The organism is Burkholderia sp. HI4860 (assembly GCF_002223045.2).
In the GTDB taxonomy this organism is placed as follows: domain Bacteria; phylum Pseudomonadota; class Gammaproteobacteria; order Burkholderiales; family Burkholderiaceae; genus Burkholderia.
In genome coordinates, this window is the sequence record NZ_NKFO02000003.1 from 1,316,268 (window position 1) to 1,333,316 (window position 17,049).

17 protein-coding genes are annotated in these 17,049 nt (G+C 67.0%); 10 read left to right on the plus strand and 7 right to left on the minus strand.

Features of this window, described 5'->3' with window-relative positions; genetic code table 11:
• Nucleotides 1-196: 196 nt before the first annotated feature.
• The 7 genes from CFB34_RS21385 to mpl form a co-directional block, all read right to left on the minus strand.
• Entirely contained in the window at nucleotides 197-598 is a 402-nt protein-coding gene (locus CFB34_RS21385) for an EF-hand domain-containing protein (RefSeq protein WP_046544902.1), read from the minus strand.
• Between the two features lie 80 nt (nucleotides 599-678).
• Nucleotides 679-2,289, minus strand: coding sequence for a peptidase S10 (locus CFB34_RS21390; RefSeq protein WP_089439194.1), 1,611 nt, complete (start codon nucleotides 2,287-2,289; stop codon nucleotides 679-681).
• 437 nt (nucleotides 2,290-2,726) lie between these two features.
• Nucleotides 2,727-3,464: a monofunctional biosynthetic peptidoglycan transglycosylase gene (mtgA, locus tag CFB34_RS21395; RefSeq protein ID WP_089439193.1), complete on the minus strand. Its 738-nt coding sequence runs from the start codon at nucleotides 3,462-3,464 to the stop codon at nucleotides 2,727-2,729.
• Nucleotides 3,465-3,478: 14 nt separating this feature from the next.
• Complete coding sequence (gene aroE / locus CFB34_RS21400) at nucleotides 3,479-4,345, minus strand: shikimate dehydrogenase (RefSeq protein WP_089439192.1); 867 nt, start codon at nucleotides 4,343-4,345, stop codon at nucleotides 3,479-3,481.
• A complete protein-coding gene (locus tag CFB34_RS21405) occupies nucleotides 4,342-6,429 on the minus strand; it encodes an RNB domain-containing ribonuclease (RefSeq protein WP_089430583.1) in 2,088 nt (695 codons plus the stop codon). Before CFB34_RS21405 ends, aroE begins: the two co-directional genes overlap by 4 nt.
• An 81-nt stretch (nucleotides 6,430-6,510) precedes the next feature.
• Complete coding sequence (locus CFB34_RS21410) at nucleotides 6,511-7,080, minus strand: YqiA/YcfP family alpha/beta fold hydrolase (RefSeq protein WP_089424450.1); 570 nt, start codon at nucleotides 7,078-7,080, stop codon at nucleotides 6,511-6,513.
• The gene (gene mpl / locus CFB34_RS21415; RefSeq protein WP_089439191.1) at nucleotides 7,077-8,462 is read right to left on the minus strand and encodes a UDP-N-acetylmuramate:L-alanyl-gamma-D-glutamyl-meso-diaminopimelate ligase; all 1,386 of its coding nucleotides are present in this window, start codon (nucleotides 8,460-8,462) and stop codon (nucleotides 7,077-7,079) included. The genes CFB34_RS21410 and mpl overlap by 4 nt, the downstream gene beginning before the upstream one ends.
• A 246-nt stretch (nucleotides 8,463-8,708) precedes the next feature.
• Between mpl and CFB34_RS21420 the strand changes: the two genes are divergently transcribed.
• The 10 genes from CFB34_RS21420 to CFB34_RS21465 all read left to right on the plus strand — a co-directional run bounded on the left by CFB34_RS21420 (nucleotide 8,709) and on the right by CFB34_RS21465 (nucleotide 16,933).
• Complete coding sequence (locus tag CFB34_RS21420) at nucleotides 8,709-9,353, plus strand: hypothetical protein (protein WP_039353186.1); 645 nt, start codon at nucleotides 8,709-8,711, stop codon at nucleotides 9,351-9,353.
• Between the two features lie 7 nt (nucleotides 9,354-9,360).
• On the plus strand, nucleotides 9,361-9,912 hold the full coding sequence (locus tag CFB34_RS21425) for a TlpA disulfide reductase family protein (protein ID WP_089439190.1): 552 nt from the start codon (nucleotides 9,361-9,363) through the stop codon (nucleotides 9,910-9,912).
• Between the two features lie 194 nt (nucleotides 9,913-10,106).
• Nucleotides 10,107-10,559, plus strand: coding sequence for a type II 3-dehydroquinate dehydratase (gene aroQ, locus CFB34_RS21430; RefSeq protein ID WP_011350880.1), 453 nt, complete (start codon nucleotides 10,107-10,109; stop codon nucleotides 10,557-10,559).
• 66 nt (nucleotides 10,560-10,625) lie between these two features.
• Entirely contained in the window at nucleotides 10,626-11,099 is a 474-nt protein-coding gene (gene accB, locus CFB34_RS21435; protein ID WP_089439189.1) for an acetyl-CoA carboxylase biotin carboxyl carrier protein, read from the plus strand.
• Nucleotides 11,100-11,183: 84 nt separating this feature from the next.
• Entirely contained in the window at nucleotides 11,184-12,551 is a 1,368-nt protein-coding gene (accC, locus tag CFB34_RS21440; RefSeq protein WP_021161890.1) for an acetyl-CoA carboxylase biotin carboxylase subunit, read from the plus strand.
• A 2-nt stretch (nucleotides 12,552-12,553) separates the two neighbouring features.
• Nucleotides 12,554-13,456 carry a 50S ribosomal protein L11 methyltransferase gene (gene prmA / locus CFB34_RS21445; RefSeq protein WP_089439188.1) on the plus strand — a complete coding sequence of 301 codons (903 nt, stop codon included), beginning with the start codon at nucleotides 12,554-12,556 and terminating at the stop codon, nucleotides 13,454-13,456.
• A 45-nt stretch (nucleotides 13,457-13,501) separates the two neighbouring features.
• The gene (locus tag CFB34_RS21450) at nucleotides 13,502-14,839 is read left to right on the plus strand and encodes a zinc-ribbon and DUF3426 domain-containing protein (RefSeq protein WP_089439187.1); all 1,338 of its coding nucleotides are present in this window, start codon (nucleotides 13,502-13,504) and stop codon (nucleotides 14,837-14,839) included.
• A 73-nt stretch (nucleotides 14,840-14,912) separates the two neighbouring features.
• Nucleotides 14,913-15,416 (plus strand): thiol peroxidase, encoded by a 504-nt coding sequence (tpx, locus tag CFB34_RS21455; protein ID WP_027783488.1) that lies wholly within the window; start codon nucleotides 14,913-14,915, stop codon nucleotides 15,414-15,416.
• Between the two features lie 85 nt (nucleotides 15,417-15,501).
• The gene (locus CFB34_RS21460; RefSeq protein ID WP_089439186.1) at nucleotides 15,502-16,440 is read left to right on the plus strand and encodes a carbohydrate kinase family protein; all 939 of its coding nucleotides are present in this window, start codon (nucleotides 15,502-15,504) and stop codon (nucleotides 16,438-16,440) included.
• A 19-nt stretch (nucleotides 16,441-16,459) separates the two neighbouring features.
• Nucleotides 16,460-16,933 (plus strand): glycine zipper 2TM domain-containing protein, encoded by a 474-nt coding sequence (locus CFB34_RS21465; RefSeq protein WP_021161893.1) that lies wholly within the window; start codon nucleotides 16,460-16,462, stop codon nucleotides 16,931-16,933.
• Nucleotides 16,934-17,049: the final 116 nt, after the last annotated feature.

Below are 17,049 nucleotides of genomic sequence, written 5' to 3' on the forward strand. Positions count from 1 at the left end.
GCGTGGGTCCGAAGCTGTGATGTGCTTCGGATTGTAGGAGCGCACGCACTCGTCTCCAATATTTGAGTGCGTTGCCCAGATAATGAGAATTCGGCGCGAATCCGCCCGTCTTCGACGTCATGGCGGCTTCATGTGCACGGGGGCGGAACCCGCCGTGCAGCAGGTTCCGCCCCCGTTTGTTCACCGCGCGCCGCGCTTACTGCTGGCTGCTCGTGCTGCGTGCCTGCATGTAGCGCTGGACGTCCGCGAACGACACGCGGCCGTTGCCGCCCGAGTCGATCTGCCGGAAGTGGTTCGCGACGTAGCCGAGGCCGGCCGCGCGTGCCTGCGACTCGGTGATCGAACCCGTGTTCTGCGCGTCGGCCGCGCTGAACTGCCGCGCGAGCTTGCGCACCACCTGCGCATGCAGCGCGGCGCCCGTCGTCTGCGTGCCGGCGGTCGGCTTGCGCGCGGCCGGCGGTACATACGGATCGCCGAGCTGCGCCTGGCGCGCGCGCACCGGCGCGGCGGCGTCGCTCGCCTGCGCGAACGCGGATACGGATGCTGCGGCGCCGACACAGGCGAGCGCCGCGGCAACGACGATGAAACGATTCTTCATATCAGGCTCCAGTCTGGAATGAGGTCGTCGACGGCAGGCGCGGCGCCACCGCGGGCGCGCGTCGCCTGCCTGGCGCAGCATCAGTGCGCGGCCGCGTTGTAGAAGGTCACGAGGTCGGCTTTCTCCTGCGGACGCGACGTATCGTCGAGATAGACCATGTGTCCGCCCTGATAGTCCTTGATCGTCAGGTTCGGTTGCGTCCCGAGCCGCGCGAGGTCGAGCTCGGTCTGGTAGAACGGCGTCGCGATGTCGTGATACCCGTTCAGCGACAACACCTTCAGTTGCGGATTCAGCGACAGCGCCGCGGCGAGATCGGGGATCGTGTCCGGCATCGCGAGGCCGTCGTGCGTCCAGTCCCACGTGTTGATCGCATTGCTGCTCACCGAGTAGGCCGACTGCGCGGTGTACTTCAGCTCGTTCGGCAGGTAGCTGCCGATCGTGTCGGTGAACGGCTTCGTGATGAACGTGCTCGACGGGTCGCCGCCGGATGCCAGCGGGCTCGACACCGGCACGTTCACGCGCGCGTCGTAGCGGCCGATCAGCGTGCCCGGGATCAGCGACAGCTGGAAGCTGTTGTCGAAGAAAGTCGGGATCACGTTGAAGTCCGCATTCCACAGCGACTGCTTCACGCCGGTCGAATTCACCATCGTCGTGACGAGGGTCGGCGGCGGTGGCGTATGGCTCGCCAGGTACGCGTTCACGGCCGGCGCGTAGCTGCCGGCCGTCAGCAGGCGCATCTGGTCCGCATACTGCGGCAGGCTCGACGGGTTCGGGTTGTCGAGCTGGTAGTACGCGCCGACCGTGCCGTACGACGGCACGAAACCCGCGCAACTCACCGGGCTCGACCCGTTGTTCGAGTTGCCGATGTAGTCGCTCGCCATGTCGCAGTTCACGTTGTAGTTCAGGATCGACGACTGCAGCACGATGCCGTCGAGCTTCACGCCGGCCGTCTCGAGCAGGTTCGCGAGCACGTCGGTGCGCGGCGTGCCGTACGACTCGCCGAACAGGTATTTCGGCGAATCGTTGCGCTGGTTCACGGTGAGGTAGCGCGTCACGAAATCGCGGAACGCGCCGCCGTCCTGGTCGACGCCCCAGAACGTCTGGTTCGTATTCGGCGCGATCGCTTCCGAGAAGCCGGTGCCGATCGCATCGACGAACACGAGGTCGGTCGTGTCGAGCAGGCTTTCCTGGTTGTCGACGAACGGGAACGTCGACGTATTCGCGTTCGGGTCGCCCGTCTGGATCCGGCGCGGGCCGAACGAGCCGAGGTGCAGCCACACCGATGCCGAACCGGGGCCGCCGTTGTACAGGAACGTGACGGGCCGCTTCGCCGCGGGCTGGTTGTCGGCCGTATAGGCGACATAGAAGAACGATGCTTCGGGCGCGCCGGTCTGCGGATTGCGCGCGACGAGGTGGCCGGCCGTGGCCGTGTAGCGGATCGTCTTGCCGTTGAGGGTGATCTGGTGATGCGTGACGGCGGCCTTTTCGACCGCGGCGGAGGCGTCGAGCGACGCGTTCGCGCTCGACGAATAACTGTTCGGATCGTTGTACGCCCTGTCCACCTGACTGGCGGGATCGGCTGAATTGTCGGCGCTGGCAGCAGAAGACGATGTCACGTCGTCGTTGCAGGCCGTCAGGATCAGCGAAGAAAACACCACTCCCAACAACAGCTTCGCTTTGCTTGCTGGCATCGTTGCTTTCCTTCTCTCGGATGTTTTTTGTGTCTAGCAGCCGGGTAAGCCACCCCCCGCCTCGATTGGGGCCGATAGGCCGAGGCGCTGGCCAATATACGCGAGGCCGTCAGCTTTGAAAAATTTTGAAATATTTGGCGGCCAGCCGGTGCGGCGCACACCTTTCAGAAATGCTTCGGTTTGCGAAACATTACATTTCACACACCTTTCACGGACTTTCGTGTTTATCCGGGGAGACTAAAAATCTCCGAATTTCGTGCCGTATCGGGCAACAAAATCACACGACGCCCGGTATTGCTCAGCAAAACGAAATAGACGGATTCGTCTAAAGGATGTGGCCCGAAATGATCGCGACATGAATGCGCTGCAGCGCACAACCGGCCCGTGGCGGGCGCACGGGCGACGAAACGGTCAATGCGACGGCGCGAGCGCGCCGTTCACTCCGATTGCGGCAGCGCGGCCGCCCCCATCCGGCGCGCGATGATCGCCGCGCGCTGCGCCTGGTACGCCGAGCCGCGATGCGCGTCGAACCAGCGCGGCTTCGGCAGCATCACCGCGAGACGCGCCGATTGCCACGCGCCGAGCCGGCTTGCGGGAATCTTGTAGTAATAGCGGGCGGCTGCTTCGGCGCCGTACACGCCGCGCCCCCACTCGACGGAATTCAGGTAGATCTCGAAGATCCGCTCCTTGTCGAGCACCGTTTCGAGCATCCACGTGATGATGAGCTCCTGCCCCTTGCGGATGTAGCTCTTCTCGCGCGACAGGAACAGGTTGCGTGCGAGCTGCTGCGTGATCGTCGAGCCGCCAGCGACGATCCGGCCGCGCGCCTTGTTCTTCTCCCACGCCTGCAGGATCGCGTCGACGTCGTAGCCGTTGTTGGTCGCGAAGGTCGAGTCTTCCGATGCGATCAGCGCGCGCTTCAGGTTGCGCGAGATCTGGTCGTACGGCACCCATTGATGCTGGATCTGCGCAGGCGGCTTGTCGCGCGACAGCCACCACGCGTCGGTACGCATGAACGCGGTCGACCCGGGGTTCACGAACGACCACAGCGCGATTTGCGCGAGATAGAACAGTTGCGTCGCGAGCCACGCCCCCGCGAACACCGATCCCGCATAGACGAACCAGCGCGTCGGGCTCACCGTCCGCGTGGGCTGCGTGCCGCTCACCGCCACCACGTGCCGCGCTCCGTTCAGCTCGCCGCGAGCGCCTGGCGCAGCGCGGCCAGCACCGGCGCGCCGTCCGGCCGCACACCGCGCCAGATGAAGAACGATTCGGCCGCCTGCTCGACGAGCATGCCGAGGCCGTCGGCCGTGCGCGCGCCGAGCGACGCCGCATGCTGCATGAACACCGTCGGCTGCGCGCCGTACATCATGTCGTACGCGAGCGTGCCCGCGCCGAACGCGGCCGCATCGCACTCCGGCAGCGCGGCATCGAGGCTGCCGGCCGTCGCGTTGATCACCACGTCGTACGGCTCCGCGCGCACGACGTCGGGGCCGCCGCCCGCGAGCGTGCAGCCCGCATCGTGCGCGGCCTGCATGAACTGGCCGACGAGCGCTTCGGCCTTGCTCGCGGTGCGGTTCACGATTCCGATCGACAGCGGTGCGCGGTCGAGCAGCGGCAGCACGACACCGCGCGCCGCGCCACCCGCGCCGAGCAGCAGGATGCGTGCGCCCGCCAGCGACACGCCGAGATTCGCTTCGATGTCGCGCACGAGGCCGACACCGTCGGTGTTGTCGCCGTGAATGCGGCCGTCGGCGTCGATGCGCAGCGTATTCACGGCACCCGCCGCCGCCGCGCGCGGCGACAGCGTGTCGGCGAGCGCATGCGCTTCGAGCTTGAACGGCACCGTCACGTTCGCGCCGCGACCGCCTTCGGCGACGAAGGCGCGCACGGCCGCGTCGAAACCGTCGAGCGGCGCGAGCCGGTGCGTGTATTCGACCGGCTCGCCCGTTTGCGCGGCGAATTGCGCGTGGATGAACGGCGACTTGCTGTGCGCCACCGGGTTGCCGAACACCACATAGCGGTCGGCGCCGCTCGTCGACGCAACCGCGGTCATGATGCGCGCCCCTCTTCGCCGGCGTTACCGTTCGCGGCTTCGCCGCCTTCACCGGCCGCCGCGCCATCCGCTTCCGCCAGTGCTTCGGCTTCGGTTTCGGCGGTTGCGTCTTCGGTGTCGATCAGCGTGTCGTCGCCGCCTTCGGCGTCATCCTCTTCCTCGGCCGCGTCACCGCTCGTCACGGTCGGCGCGTCGAGCACGTTCAGCAACCGCACCGACGCCTCGATCGTCAGCTCATCGAGCGCCATCACGTCGAGCAGCACGCGCGTGCCGCGCGCATGCACGCCGAGCCCCGGCACGTGCAGCAGCAGCGGAATTTCCTCGAGGCGCACGAGGTCGCCCTTCACGACGCTCGCGACGACCTGCTTCTTCTGTTCCTGCGCGAGCCAGCGCAGGCACCAGAAATACTCCATCCGGCGCTGGTAGTCGGCGTAGGCCGTGTAGGTGTCGTCGAAGCCCTGCACGACCGCGTACAGGTCGGCGTCCTTCGGCTTGAACGGCGCGGCGAGCTTCGCGGTGACGCCATGCTGCACGCATGCGAGCAGTTGCCACTGGTTCACGAGGTCGACGTAGCGGCGCAGCGGCGACGTGCTCCACGCGTACTGCGCCACGCCGAGGCCTTCGTGCGGCGCGGCGGTCGTCTGCATCCGCGTGCGCTTCGGGCCCGGCGCGCCGAAGCCGCGCTGCGAGCGGTAGATGCCCGGCACCGTGTGGTCGTGCAGGAAGGCGCCCCAGGTCGAGTTCGCGAGGATCGCAAGCTCCGACACGATCAGGTCGAGCGGCGACCCGCGACGGCGCGGCGTGATCGACACGTGCTCGCCGTCGACGTAGAAGTTGTAATCGGTGTTGCGCTGCACCTCGCGCTTCAGGCCGTAGCCCGCGCGCGCGACCTGGCGCTTCTCGAACAGCGCCTGTGCGAGCGGCCACAGCACGGCGATGTCGTCCTTGTGCGGATACTCGCCGGTGCCGGCCGCGAGCGTCTCTTCGTTGACGAGCTCGTCGAGGTGGTTGTGCCGCAGGTTACTCTTCACGAACACGAGCTCGGCGCGCGTTTCATTCGCGACGATCTCCTGGGTTTCGCGATTGACGATGATGTACAGCGACAGCGCCGGACGATAATCGCCTTCCTTCAGCGTGAACACGTCGACGACGTCGTCCGGCAGCATCGTGATCTTGTCGCCCGGCATGTAGACGGTCGACAGGCGCGTGCGCGCGATCGCGTCGACCGGGTCGCCGCGCACGATGCCGAGCGCCGGCGCCGCGATGTGCACGCCAATCCGCACGCGGCCGTCGGCCAGGTGCTCGACCGAGAACGCGTCGTCGATTTCGGTCGTCGTGATGTCGTCGATCGAGAACGCCTGGACGTCCGCACGCGGCAGGTCGTCCGGCAGCGGGCCGACCGTGACGGCCGGGAAGCCCGTGCCGTGCGGGAAGAATTCCGCGAGGAAGCGCGCCTCGTGCAGCGCACGCGGCGACGCGATACCGCCGCAGTCGAGCATCAACCGCGCCGGCGACACGCCGCGCGCACCGGCCGCCGCTTCCATCGCCTTGTATTCGATCGAGTTCTTGTCCGGCCGCGTCAGCAGCCCGAGCACCTTGCCCGCGAACGCCTCCGGCAGCTTGCCGGCCTTCAGTTCCTCTTCGTACTGCACCTGGACGAGCGCCTGCTGGCGCTTGCGCTCGAGCGATGCGAGCGCCATCTTGAGCTGCTCTTCCGGCGCGCGCTGGTACTGGCCGCGCCCCTTGCGGCGGAAGTAGACGGGCGAACCGTGCAGGCGCAACACGAGCGCCGCGCGCTCGACCGGGCCGTACGACGCGCCGAAATATTCCGCGGCCAGCGCCGTATAGGCAAACTCGTCGGCCGGCGCGCATTCCCACAGGAAATCCAGATCGATCTGCTGCGCGGCCGTGTCGGCCTCCTGCATCAGTTCGCTTGCGGCCGGCTTGTCGAATTCGATCAGCACGTCTTTCGCGCGCACCTTCGCCCGCCGCCCGCCGGGCAACTCGACCTGAAACGCGTCGCCCTGGCGCGACAGCACGCTGCCCGCCTTGAAACTGCCCGATTCCTCGAAGAAAACGTTCACTCAGTACTCTCGTTCAGACTGCCGGGCGCCGCATCGGCGGCGCCGCATGATGATGGGAATTCGATCGGCCCATGGCCGGTTTTAAGACGTCTTTCCGTCGCAAAACGCGAGAACGTCGTCGACATAGTCGGCAAATTCGCTGATCCCGTGATCGCTGCCTTCGATCACGCGCGTCTTCGCGCCCGGGTAATGCGCGAGCATCTCGCGGTAATCGAGCACTTCGTCGCCGGTCGCCGCGAACAGATAGTAGCGTTCGGCACGCGTGATCGCCGGCACGCGCAGCGCATCGAGCTCGTGCAGGTGACGGCGCTCGACGACGATCGTGCCGCCGCCGTGATACAGCGGCTGTTCGCCCAGATGCTGCTCGAGATCGCGCTGCGGCACGATGGCCGGATTCAGCAGCACGGCCTTCCAGCCGTGCTTTTCGGCCAGCCACGTCGCGTAATAGCCGCCGAGCGAGCTGCCGATGACGGTCACGTCGCGCGCACCGGCCACCTCGGCTTCCGCGACTGCAATCGCTTCGAGCGGTGACACCGACAGTGACGGGCACCGCCACTCGTCAATCCGGCCGAGTTCGGCCATGCGCGCAGCGAGCTGGCGCGACTTCTGCGATTCCGGCGACGACCGGAAGCCGTGCAGGTACAGGATCACGTGCGGCTCCCGAGCGCATCGAGCAGTTTCTGGTGCACGCCGCCGAAGCCGCCATTGCTCATCACGAGCACGTGGTCGCCCGGGCGGGCGGCTGCGACGACGGACTTCACCAGCAGGTGCAGATCGTCGAATGCGTGCGCCTTCTCGCCGAGCGGCGCCAGCGCTTCGGCCAGGTTCCAGCCGAGCGCGTCGCGCCCGGTCGGCGCGCCGTAGCCGAATATGAGATCGGCGTCGGCCAGGCTCGCCGGCAATTGCGACTTCATCACGCCCAGCTTCATCGTGTTCGAGCGCGGCTCGAGCACCGCGAGGATGCGGGCATTCTGACGGCCGATGCGGGCACGAAGGCCGGCGATCGTGGTGTCGATCGCGGTCGGATGGTGCGCGAAGTCGTCGTAGACGGTCACGCCGTCCACGCTGCCGCGCACTTCCATCCGGCGCTTCACGTTGCGGAACGACGCGAGGGATTCGGCCGCCTGCGCGGGCGGCACGCCGACGTGGCGCGCGGCCGCGATCGCCGCGAGCGCGTTCATCCGGTTGTGATCGCCCTGCACCTGCCACGCGACTTCGCCGACGCGTTCCGCGTGCGAATACACCGCGAAGCGCTCGTCGACCGGCACGCCGTCCTCGGCCGGCAGCGCCTGCCAGCCGCCGTCGACGCCGAAGCGCTCGACCTCGCTCCAGCAGCCGCGCGCCAGCACGCGCTCGAGCGCGTCCGAGCGGCCGTTCGTGACGATCCGGCCGACACCGGGCACGGTACGCACGAGATGGTGGAATTGCGTCTCGATCGCGGCGAGATCCGGGAAGATGTCGGCGTGATCGAATTCGAGATTGTTCAGCACCGCGGTGCGCGGCCGGTAGTGGACGAACTTCGAGCGCTTGTCGAAGAACGCCGTGTCGTATTCGTCGGCCTCGATCACGAAGAAGCTCGAATCGGTGAGCCGCGCCGACACGCCGAAGTTCAGCGGCACGCCGCCGATCAGGAAGCCCGGATTCAGGCCCGCGTCTTCCAGCAGCCACGCGAGCATCGACGACGTGGTCGTCTTGCCGTGCGTGCCCGCCACCGCGAGCACCCACTTGCCGGCCAGCACGTGCTCGCCGAGCCACTGCGGGCCCGACACGTACGGCAGGCCGCGATCCAGGATCGCCTCCATCAGCGGATTGCCGCGCGTGACGACGTTGCCGATCACGAACAGGTCCGGCTTCAGGTCGATCTGCTCGGCGCCGTAGCCCTCGATCAGCGTGATGCCCTGCGCCTCGAGCTGCGTGCTCATCGGCGGATAGACGCCCGCGTCGCAGCCCGTCACCGTGTGGCCCGCCTCGCGCGCGAGTACGGCGAGACCGCCCATGAAGGTGCCGCAGATGCCAAGAATGTGGATGTGCATAGATGAATGCTTTCGCGCCGCCGGGCGCCGTCGATTCGGAAAGGATGCGTGTGCGGCGCGGCGGACAGGCCGTGCGGCCGGCGACCGGCCAACGGCTTTTGCCGCGACACAAAGAACAGTATTGTAACTGACGGCCTGCCGTGCCCGGCGGCCCGAACGCTGCGCGCGGACGGTGCCGGCACGCCGGGCGGCAGGCCGCCGCACCTGCGCTCGGGCCCTGCGGCGATCGAGTATGATTGCCGGATCATGTCTCGTAAAACCCTTCTCGACCCGCGGCGCGTCCGCGAGGAAATCGCCCAGTCCGCCGCGCGCCTGATCGCGGAGGACGGCCTGGACTATGCCGGCGCAAAGCGCAAGGCCGCGCGCCAGTTGCTGGGCGATACGCGCGTTGCCGGCGAATGGCTGCCGGATAACGACCAGATCGAGGAAGAACTGCGCGAATACCTGGCCCTGTTCCAGAGCGACACGCAACCGGACGAACTGCGCCGCCTGCGCGAAATCGCGCTCGACTGGATGCGCCGGCTCGCCGAATTCCATCCTTATGTGACGGGCGCCGTGCTGAACGGCACGGCGAACGCGCATTCGGATATCCATTTGCAGGCATTCACCGACAACCCGAAGGACGTCGCGATCTACCTGCTGAACCAGAACGTCCAGTACGACGTCTCCGAGACGCGGCACTTCGCGGGCCGCGCCGACGTCGAGACGCTCAGTTTCCTGTGGCGCCCGCGGCGCGACGTCGATGCAATCGGCATCCACCTCGCGCTCTATGCGAGCGACGACCTGCGCGGTGCGGTCAAGGCCGACGCGCGCGGCCGGGTCGCCCGTGCCGATGCCGCTGCGCTGCGCGCGCTCGTCGAAGCAGGCAAGACCCCTTCCGAACCGGAATGATTCAACGATGATGATGAAACGCATGTTGGCGCTCGCGGTGGTCGCGGCCGCCGCCGTTGCCGGCGGGCTCGCCGCCGGCCATTGGTTCCGCGGCCCCGCCGACGACGGTGTCGCCGTCGCCGCGCCTGCTGCGAACGGCAGCCCCGTCGAACAGTTGTGGGCGGCGTCGCTGACGGGCACCGACGGCAAGCCGGCCACGTTGTCCGCGTTCAAGGGGCAGAAGGTCGTCGTCAATTTCTGGGCGTCATGGTGCGGCCCGTGCGTCGAGGAGATGCCCGAGCTCGTCGCGCTGTCGCACCAATACAAGCAGAAGGGCATCCGTTTCATCGGAATCGGCGTCGATTCCGAACAGAACGTGAAGAACTTTCTGCAGAAGGTGAAGGTCGATTACCCGGTATTCGTCAGCGGATATGCGGGCGCCGATCTGGCCCGCAATTTTGGAAATACGGCCGGCGCACTGCCGTTTACGGTCGTCATCGACGAAACCGGCAAGATCCGCGAGACAAAATTGGGACAAATCCAGCCGGCGGAGCTCAAAAAGACGCTCGACGCGCTGTAACCTGCCCGAACAGCGGCCCGCACGTTGGCGGCAATTTGCCCGTCGATCGCCGCAATTTCGCGTGAATTCGCCGACACTTTGGATGCGCGCCGGTAATTCTTGCAGGTCGCGCGCGCTCGGCCGTTCGGCAAAACTAGACAAATTTCTCTAAATAGCGCTAAAGTTCGCGCAATTCCGCAGAAATAGAAGCGACCATGACACGATTGCTGGTGCTGCACGGCCCTAACCTGAACCTTCTCGGCACCCGGGAACCGGAGGTGTACGGCCGCGTCACGCTCGCACAGATCGATCAGGCGCTTGCCGCGCGTGCCCGGGAAGCCGGCGCCGAACTGTCGTCGTTCCAGAGCAACCATGAAGGCGCGCTGGTCGACCGCATCCAGGCCGCGCGGGAGGAACAGACCGATTTCATCCTGATCAATCCGGCCGCGTACACGCACACGAGTGTCGCGATCCGGGACGCGATCGCCGGCGTTGGCATCCCGTTCGTCGAGGTTCACTTGTCGAACGTGCATCGCCGCGAAGCGTTCAGGCACCACTCCTACTTTTCCGACCAGGCCGAAGGCGTGATCTGCGGGCTCGGCTGGAAAGGTTATCTGTACGCGCTCGAGTACGCGCTGGACAAGCTGCAAGGCACGTCGCGCGGCTGATTTCGCGATCTAGATTCAGCGCCGGCCCCTAACCGGCGCTTTCACGTATTGAAAGGGGAATTCCCGATGGATCTTCGTAAGCTGAAAACTCTGATCGACCTCGTTTCCGAATCCGGCATCTCCGAGCTGGAAGTGACGGAAGGCGAAGGCAAGGTGCGCATCGTCAAGAACGCGCCCCCGGTCTACGTGCAGCCGACGGCTGGGTATGCCCCGCAAGTCAGCGCGCCCGCTCCGTCGGCCGTGCTGCCGACCGAAGGCGCTGCCGCGCCGGCCGCAGGCGGCGCAGCCGCTCCGGCTGTCCCGCAGGGCCACGTCGTGACGTCGCCGATGGTCGGCACGTTCTATCGCGCACCGTCGCCGGGCGCGGACCCGTTCGTCCAGGTGGGCGATACGGTCAAGGAAGGCCAGACTATCTGCATCATCGAAGCGATGAAGCTGCTCAACGAGATCGAGTCGGACAAAGCCGGCGTGATCAAGGAAATCCTCGTCGAGAACGGCCAGGCCGTCGAATACGGCCAGCCGCTTTTCGTGATCGGCTAAGTCCGCCGCGCGGCCTGCGGGCCGCGCGCCGCCGATGCCCGCCAGGCGCCGTTCGCGCGCCCCTCGAAGAGACGAATACTCGCTATGTTTGAAAAAATCCTCATTGCCAACCGCGGTGAAATCGCGCTGCGCATCCAGCGTGCGTGCCGTGAGCTCGGCGTCAAGACGGTGGTCGTCTACTCGGAAGCCGACAAGGAAGCCAAGTACGTGCGCCTCGCGGACGAAGCCGTCTGTATCGGCCCGGCCCCGTCGAACCTGAGCTACCTGAACATGCCGGCGCTGATCAGCGCCGCGGAAGTCACCGATGCCGAGGCGATCCACCCCGGCTACGGCTTCCTGTCGGAGAACGCCGATTTCGCGGAACGTGTCGAGCAGTCGGGCTTCACGTTCATCGGCCCGCGCCCCGAAACGATCCGCATGATGGGTGACAAGGTCACCGCGAAGCAGACGATGATCAAGACCGGCGTGCCGTGCGTGCCGGGCTCGGAAGGCGCGTTGCCGGACGATCCGAAGGAGATCGTCAAGATTGCGCGCGCGATCGGCTATCCGGTCATCATCAAGGCGGCGGGCGGCGGTGGCGGGCGCGGGATGCGCGTCGTGCACACCGAGGCCGCGCTCGTCAACGCGGTCAACATGACCCGCGAGGAAGCCGGCCGTGCGTTCGGCAACCCGCAGGTGTACATGGAGAAGTTCCTCGAGAACCCGCGCCACATCGAAATCCAGGTGCTGTCCGACGCGTACAAGAACGCGATCTGGCTCGGCGAGCGCGATTGCTCGATGCAGCGCCGCCACCAGAAGGTGATCGAGGAAGCGCCGGCACCCGGCATTCCGCGCCGCCTGATCGACCGCATCGGCGACCGCTGCGCGGACGCCTGCAAGAAGATGGGCTACCTCGGTGCGGGCACGTTCGAATTCCTGTACGAAAACGGCGAGTTCTACTTCATCGAGATGAACACGCGCGTGCAGGTCGAGCACCCGGTATCGGAGCTGATCACGGGCGTCGACATCGTGCAGGAACAGATCCGCATCGCGGCCGGCGAGAAGCTCACGCTGCGCCAGCGCGACATCCAGTTCCGCGGGCACGCGATCGAATGCCGGATCAACGCGGAAGATCCGTTCAAGTTCACGCCGTCGCCGGGCCGGATCACGTCGTGGCATACGCCGGGCGGCCCCGGCGTGCGCGTCGATTCGCACGCCTACAATGGCTATTTCGTGCCGCCGAACTATGATTCGATGATCGGCAAGCTGATCACCTACGGCGCGACGCGCGAGCAGGCGATCAGCCGGATGCGCATCGCGCTGTCGGAAATGGTCGTCGAAGGCATCCAGACCAACATCCCGCTGCACCGCGAGCTGATGATCGATTCGAAGTTCGTCGAAGGCGGCACCAGCATCCATTACCTCGAAAACCGGCTCGCCCAGAAGCAGCAGGTCGCACCGGAAGAAGCGTAAGCATGAGCTATCGCGAACTCGTCGTCGAACTGGCCCGTGAGCATGCGGAGGCGCTGTCCGACGCGCTGCTCGAACTCGGCGCGCTGTCGGTGTCGGTCGAAGATGCCGACGCCGACACGCCCGACGAACAGCCGCTCTTCGGCGAGCCGGGCCTCGTGCCCGACCGCACCGCGTGGCAGCACTCGCGCGTGGTCGCGCTGCTCGCGGCCGACCATGAGCCGGCCGTGCTGCTCGCGGCGGCCGCGAACGAGATCGGTGTCGCCGAGACGCCGGCATTCACCGTGCGCGAAGTCGAAGAGCAGGACTGGGTGCGTCTCACGCAATCGCAGTTCGAGCCGATCCCGATCGGCGAGCGGATCTGGGTCGTGCCGTCGTGGCACGATGCGCCCGATCCCGACGCGCTCATCCTCGAACTCGATCCGGGCCTCGCCTTCGGCACCGGCAGCCACCCGACCACGCGCCTGTGCATGGAATGGCTCGAGCAGTCGGTGCAGCCCGGCCAGTCGGTGCTCGACTACGGCTGCGGCTCGGGCATTCTCGCGATCCTCGCGAAGAAATGCGGGGCGAACCCCGTCATCGGCATCGACATCGATCCGCAAGCGGTCGAATCGGGGCGGCAGAACAGCGAACGCAACCATGCGGAAGTCACGTACGGGCTGCCCGATGCGTGCCCGGACGGTGAATTCGACATCGTCGTCGCGAACATCCTGTCGAATCCGCTGAAGCTGATGGCGTCGATGCTCGCATCGAAGGTCAAGCCGGGCGGGCGCATCGCGCTGTCGGGCGTGCTCGCGCGCCAGGCGGACGAAGTGGCGGCCGTCTACGCACGCTATGTCGACATCTCGGTCTGGCGTGAGCACGAAGGTTGGGTATGCCTCGCCGGAACCCGACGCGAAAGCCATTAGAATAGCGCTGTCCTTCACTCTGGCCAGCAGGCCGCCCGGCTCGACATGCTTCTTGCGACGCGCTGCCCTCATTGCGAAACCGTCTTCCGGCTGCAGCAGGAACAGCTCTCGCTGCACCAAGGGCTCGTGCGCTGCGGGCATTGCCACGAAGTCTTCAACGCATCCGAGTCGCTCGTTCCCGAGCACGCGCAGCAGCCCGAGCCGGTCCTGACCGAACCGGCTGCCGCGCAGGATGACGGTGATGCGCGTCATCCGGCCCCGCCTCGGCTGTTCGCCGCCGAAGCGCCGGCCGGGTCACCTTCCGACACCGATTACAAGCCCGAAGGCTGGGACATGTGGGCGCCGTGGCTCGATGCCGGCGTCGACCCGTCGCTGCAGCACAACGTGCGGACCGTGCGCACCGAGCCGCTGATCCCGCTTGCCCTTCCGTCCATCGAAGCCGGCGTCGTGCACCTGTCGGGTACGCCCGCACCGTTCGCGCCCTCCCCGGCCGAGCTGCCCACCTCCGCTGCCGTCGAACAACCGGCCGAATCGCTGCAGACGCAAACGCCGCAGGATGCCGAACCATCGGCCGCGCCCGTCGAACGCGACCCGCGTGAGCCCCGCTTCGTCGCGCACCTTCCGTCGGACGCAGAGACCGCTCGCGACGCCGCCGAACCCGTCGGAACCGCGCACTTCGCCGTGCAGGACGACGAACGCGGGCCGCGCGAACCGCGTTTTGCGGTCACGCCTGCGCCAGCCGTCACCGAAGCCGGGCCCGAGCCCGACTCCGGCACCGCCCGGCACGACGAGACGCCCGCCGCCACGACCCACGCGCCGGCCGCCCCCTTCCCCGCAGCGCTGACCGACGATGATCGTCCGCATTTCGCCGTCACGCGGGAAACCCGCGCGCCGCAGCGGCGCGGCATGCTCGGGGGCTTTTTCGGCGGCCTCGTCGCTGCCGTGCTCGCCGTGCTGCTCGTCGGGCAACTCGCATGGTGGCAGCGCGAACCGCTGATGATCTACTGGCCCGTCACGCAGGGCTGGTTCCGGCAGGCCTGCGCGCCGCTCGGCTGCACGGTTGCGCCGCCGCGCGCGATCGACGGCCTGCGGCTCGACGCGACCGACCTGCGCCAGCTCGACGGCCCGCGCGAGCTCGAGCTGAAGGTGCCGCTGACGAACCGCTACCGCGTCGCACTCGCCTACCCGTCGCTCGAGCTGACGCTGCTCGACGACACCAACCACGTGACCGTGCGCCGCGTACTCGCGCCGCGCGACTACGTGCGCCCGGGCACGCCTATCGACGCCGGGCTGCCGCCCGGCACGACGCAGACGATGATCGTCCGCGTCGAAACGAACGGTGCGCCCGCCTCGAATTTCCGCGTCCAGATTTTCTATCCGTGACGCGCCGCGGCGCGCGCCTGCGCGCCCGTCTCAACCCGCGCGCCCGAGCGGCGCGCTATTTCGGAGCACGAACATGAGCAAAGTTACGCTGGGTGGCAACCCGATCGATCTCGCCGGCACGTTCCCGGCCGTCGGCGCACAAGCCGCCGATTTCAAGCTGGTCGGCAAGGACCTCGCCGACCTGTCGCTCGCCAGCTTCGCGGGCAAGCGCAAGGTGCTGAACATCGTCCCGAGCCTCGACACGCCGACCTGCGCGACGTCGACCCGCAAGTTCAATGAAGCCGCATCGTCGCTCGACAACACGGTCGTCGTCGTCGTGTCCGCCGACCTGCCGTTCGCTGCGACGCGCTTCTGCACGACCGAAGGCCTCGAGAATGTCGTGACGGCTTCGACGTTCCGCACCGGCCGCGCGTTCGCGAACGCGTACGGCGTCGACGTGACGAGCGGCCCGCTGAACGGCCTGACCGCACGTGCGGTCGTCGTGCTCGACGCGCAGGACAAGGTAATCCACGCCGAACTCGTCGGCGAAATCAAGGACGAGCCGAACTACGATGCCGCGCTCGCCGCACTGAAGTAAGCTTTCTTTCGCTTTCCCCTGCCGCGCCGCGCCTTTCGCGCGGCGTTGTCGCGCAGGGCTCCTCATTTCTACAGGAACGCACACCTTGGCTACGTTGATTTGCGGCTCGATCGCCTACGATTCCATCATGACCTTCGAGGGGCGGTTCCGCGAGCACATCCTGCCCGACCAGGTGCACCTCATCAACCTGAGCTTCCTGGTGCCGACGATGCGCCGCGAATTCGGCGGCTGCGCGGGCAACATCGCGTACGCGCTGCACCTGCTCGGCGGCGATGCGCGCATCATGGGGACGATCGGCGCGCTCGACGCGCAGCCGTATCTCGACCGGCTCGACCAGCTCGGCCTGCGCCGCGACCACGTTCGCGTGCTGCCCGACACGTATACCGCGCAGGCGATGATCACGACCGATCTCGACAACAACCAGATCACGGCGTTCCACCCGGGCGCGATGATGCAGTCGCACCTGAACCACGCGGGCGACGCGCCGGGCATCAAGCTCGCGATCGTCGGCCCCGACGGCTTCGACGGGATGGTGCAGCACGTGGAAGAACTCGCCAAGGCCGGCGTGCCGTTCGTGTTCGATCCGGGCCAGGGCCTGCCGCTGTTCGACGGTGCGACGCTGCGCCGCAGCATTGAACTTGCGACCTTTGTAGCGGTCAACGACTACGAGGCCAAGCTGGTGAGCGACAAGACGGGATGGTCCGAAGATGAAATCGCCAGCCGGGTCGACGCCCTCGTCATCACGCGCGGCGAGCACGGCGCGACCATCCGCCACAAACAGGGCACGGAGCAGATTCCTGTCGTGCCGGCCGAGCAGATCTCCGATCCGACCGGCTGCGGCGATGCCTTCCGGGGTGGCTTGCTGTACGGCATCGAGCATGGCCTCGACTGGGCAACCACGGGCCGCCTCGCGAGCCTGATGGGCTCGATCAAGATCGCCCATCAGGGGCCCCAGACTTACGTACTGACGCGCGCCGAAATCGACGCACGCTTCGAGACTGCATTCGGTTACAGTCTCAAATGAATTTTGTGGGAGAGCAAAGATGTTGACGAAAAAGACCCTCACGCTCGCGGCCATGCTGACGGCCTCGCTGACGCTCACCGGTTGCTTCACCGCACCCGGTTCGGCGGATGTCTATAGCGTCGGCCAGGCGCAGCGCGAACAGACGGTCCGCATGGGCACCGTCGAAAGCGTCCGCGCGGTGCGCATCCAGTCCGACGGCGGCGGCAGCGCGATCGGCACGCTCGGCGGCGGCGCGCTCGGCGCAGTGGCAGGCAGCGCGATCGGCGGCGGCAAGGGGTCGATCCTGACCGCGATCGCCGGCGGCCTCGTCGGCGCGGTCGCGGGCAACGCGGTCGGCGAAAACCTCAGCACGGCGAACGGTGTCGAAATCACCGTGCGCCTCGACAACGGCGATCTGCGCTCGATCACGCAGGCTGCAAGCGGCGAAGCGTTCCGCGCCGGCGAACGCGTGCGACTGCTGTCGAGCGGCGGCGTCACGCGCGTCACGCACTAACAGGTACCTCAGCACGCGGCGCAAGCCGCGGTCGAACGCATGTGCGAAGCTGCACATGCGTTTTTTTTCGTCCGTGCTCGCCGCAGCCGGCTTGTGGGTGTCCGGGATGCGGGCAC

What these genes read in the sequence shown, in the direction of transcription:
- CFB34_RS21425 (WP_089439190.1), top strand. Translation starts at nt 9,361, where the DNA reads ATGATGATGAAACGCATGTTGGCGCTCGCGGTGGTCGCGGCCGCCGCC.
- accC (WP_021161890.1), top strand. Translation starts at nt 11,184, where the DNA reads ATGTTTGAAAAAATCCTCATTGCCAACCGCGGTGAAATCGCGCTGCGC.
- CFB34_RS21420 (WP_039353186.1), top strand. Translation starts at nt 8,709, where the DNA reads ATGTCTCGTAAAACCCTTCTCGACCCGCGGCGCGTCCGCGAGGAAATC.
- CFB34_RS21385 (WP_046544902.1), bottom strand. Translation starts at nt 598, where the DNA reads ATGAAGAATCGTTTCATCGTCGTTGCCGCGGCGCTCGCCTGTGTCGGC.
- CFB34_RS21390 (WP_089439194.1), bottom strand. Translation starts at nt 2,289, where the DNA reads ATGCCAGCAAGCAAAGCGAAGCTGTTGTTGGGAGTGGTGTTTTCTTCG.
- aroQ (WP_011350880.1), top strand. Translation starts at nt 10,107, where the DNA reads ATGACACGATTGCTGGTGCTGCACGGCCCTAACCTGAACCTTCTCGGC.
- aroE (WP_089439192.1), bottom strand. Translation starts at nt 4,345, where the DNA reads ATGACCGCGGTTGCGTCGACGAGCGGCGCCGACCGCTATGTGGTGTTC.
- prmA (WP_089439188.1), top strand. Translation starts at nt 12,554, where the DNA reads ATGAGCTATCGCGAACTCGTCGTCGAACTGGCCCGTGAGCATGCGGAG.
- CFB34_RS21450 (WP_089439187.1), top strand. Translation starts at nt 13,502, where the DNA reads ATGCTTCTTGCGACGCGCTGCCCTCATTGCGAAACCGTCTTCCGGCTG.
- tpx (WP_027783488.1), top strand. Translation starts at nt 14,913, where the DNA reads ATGAGCAAAGTTACGCTGGGTGGCAACCCGATCGATCTCGCCGGCACG.
- CFB34_RS21465 (WP_021161893.1), top strand. Translation starts at nt 16,460, where the DNA reads ATGTTGACGAAAAAGACCCTCACGCTCGCGGCCATGCTGACGGCCTCG.
- mpl (WP_089439191.1), bottom strand. Translation starts at nt 8,462, where the DNA reads ATGCACATCCACATTCTTGGCATCTGCGGCACCTTCATGGGCGGTCTC.
- accB (WP_089439189.1), top strand. Translation starts at nt 10,626, where the DNA reads ATGGATCTTCGTAAGCTGAAAACTCTGATCGACCTCGTTTCCGAATCC.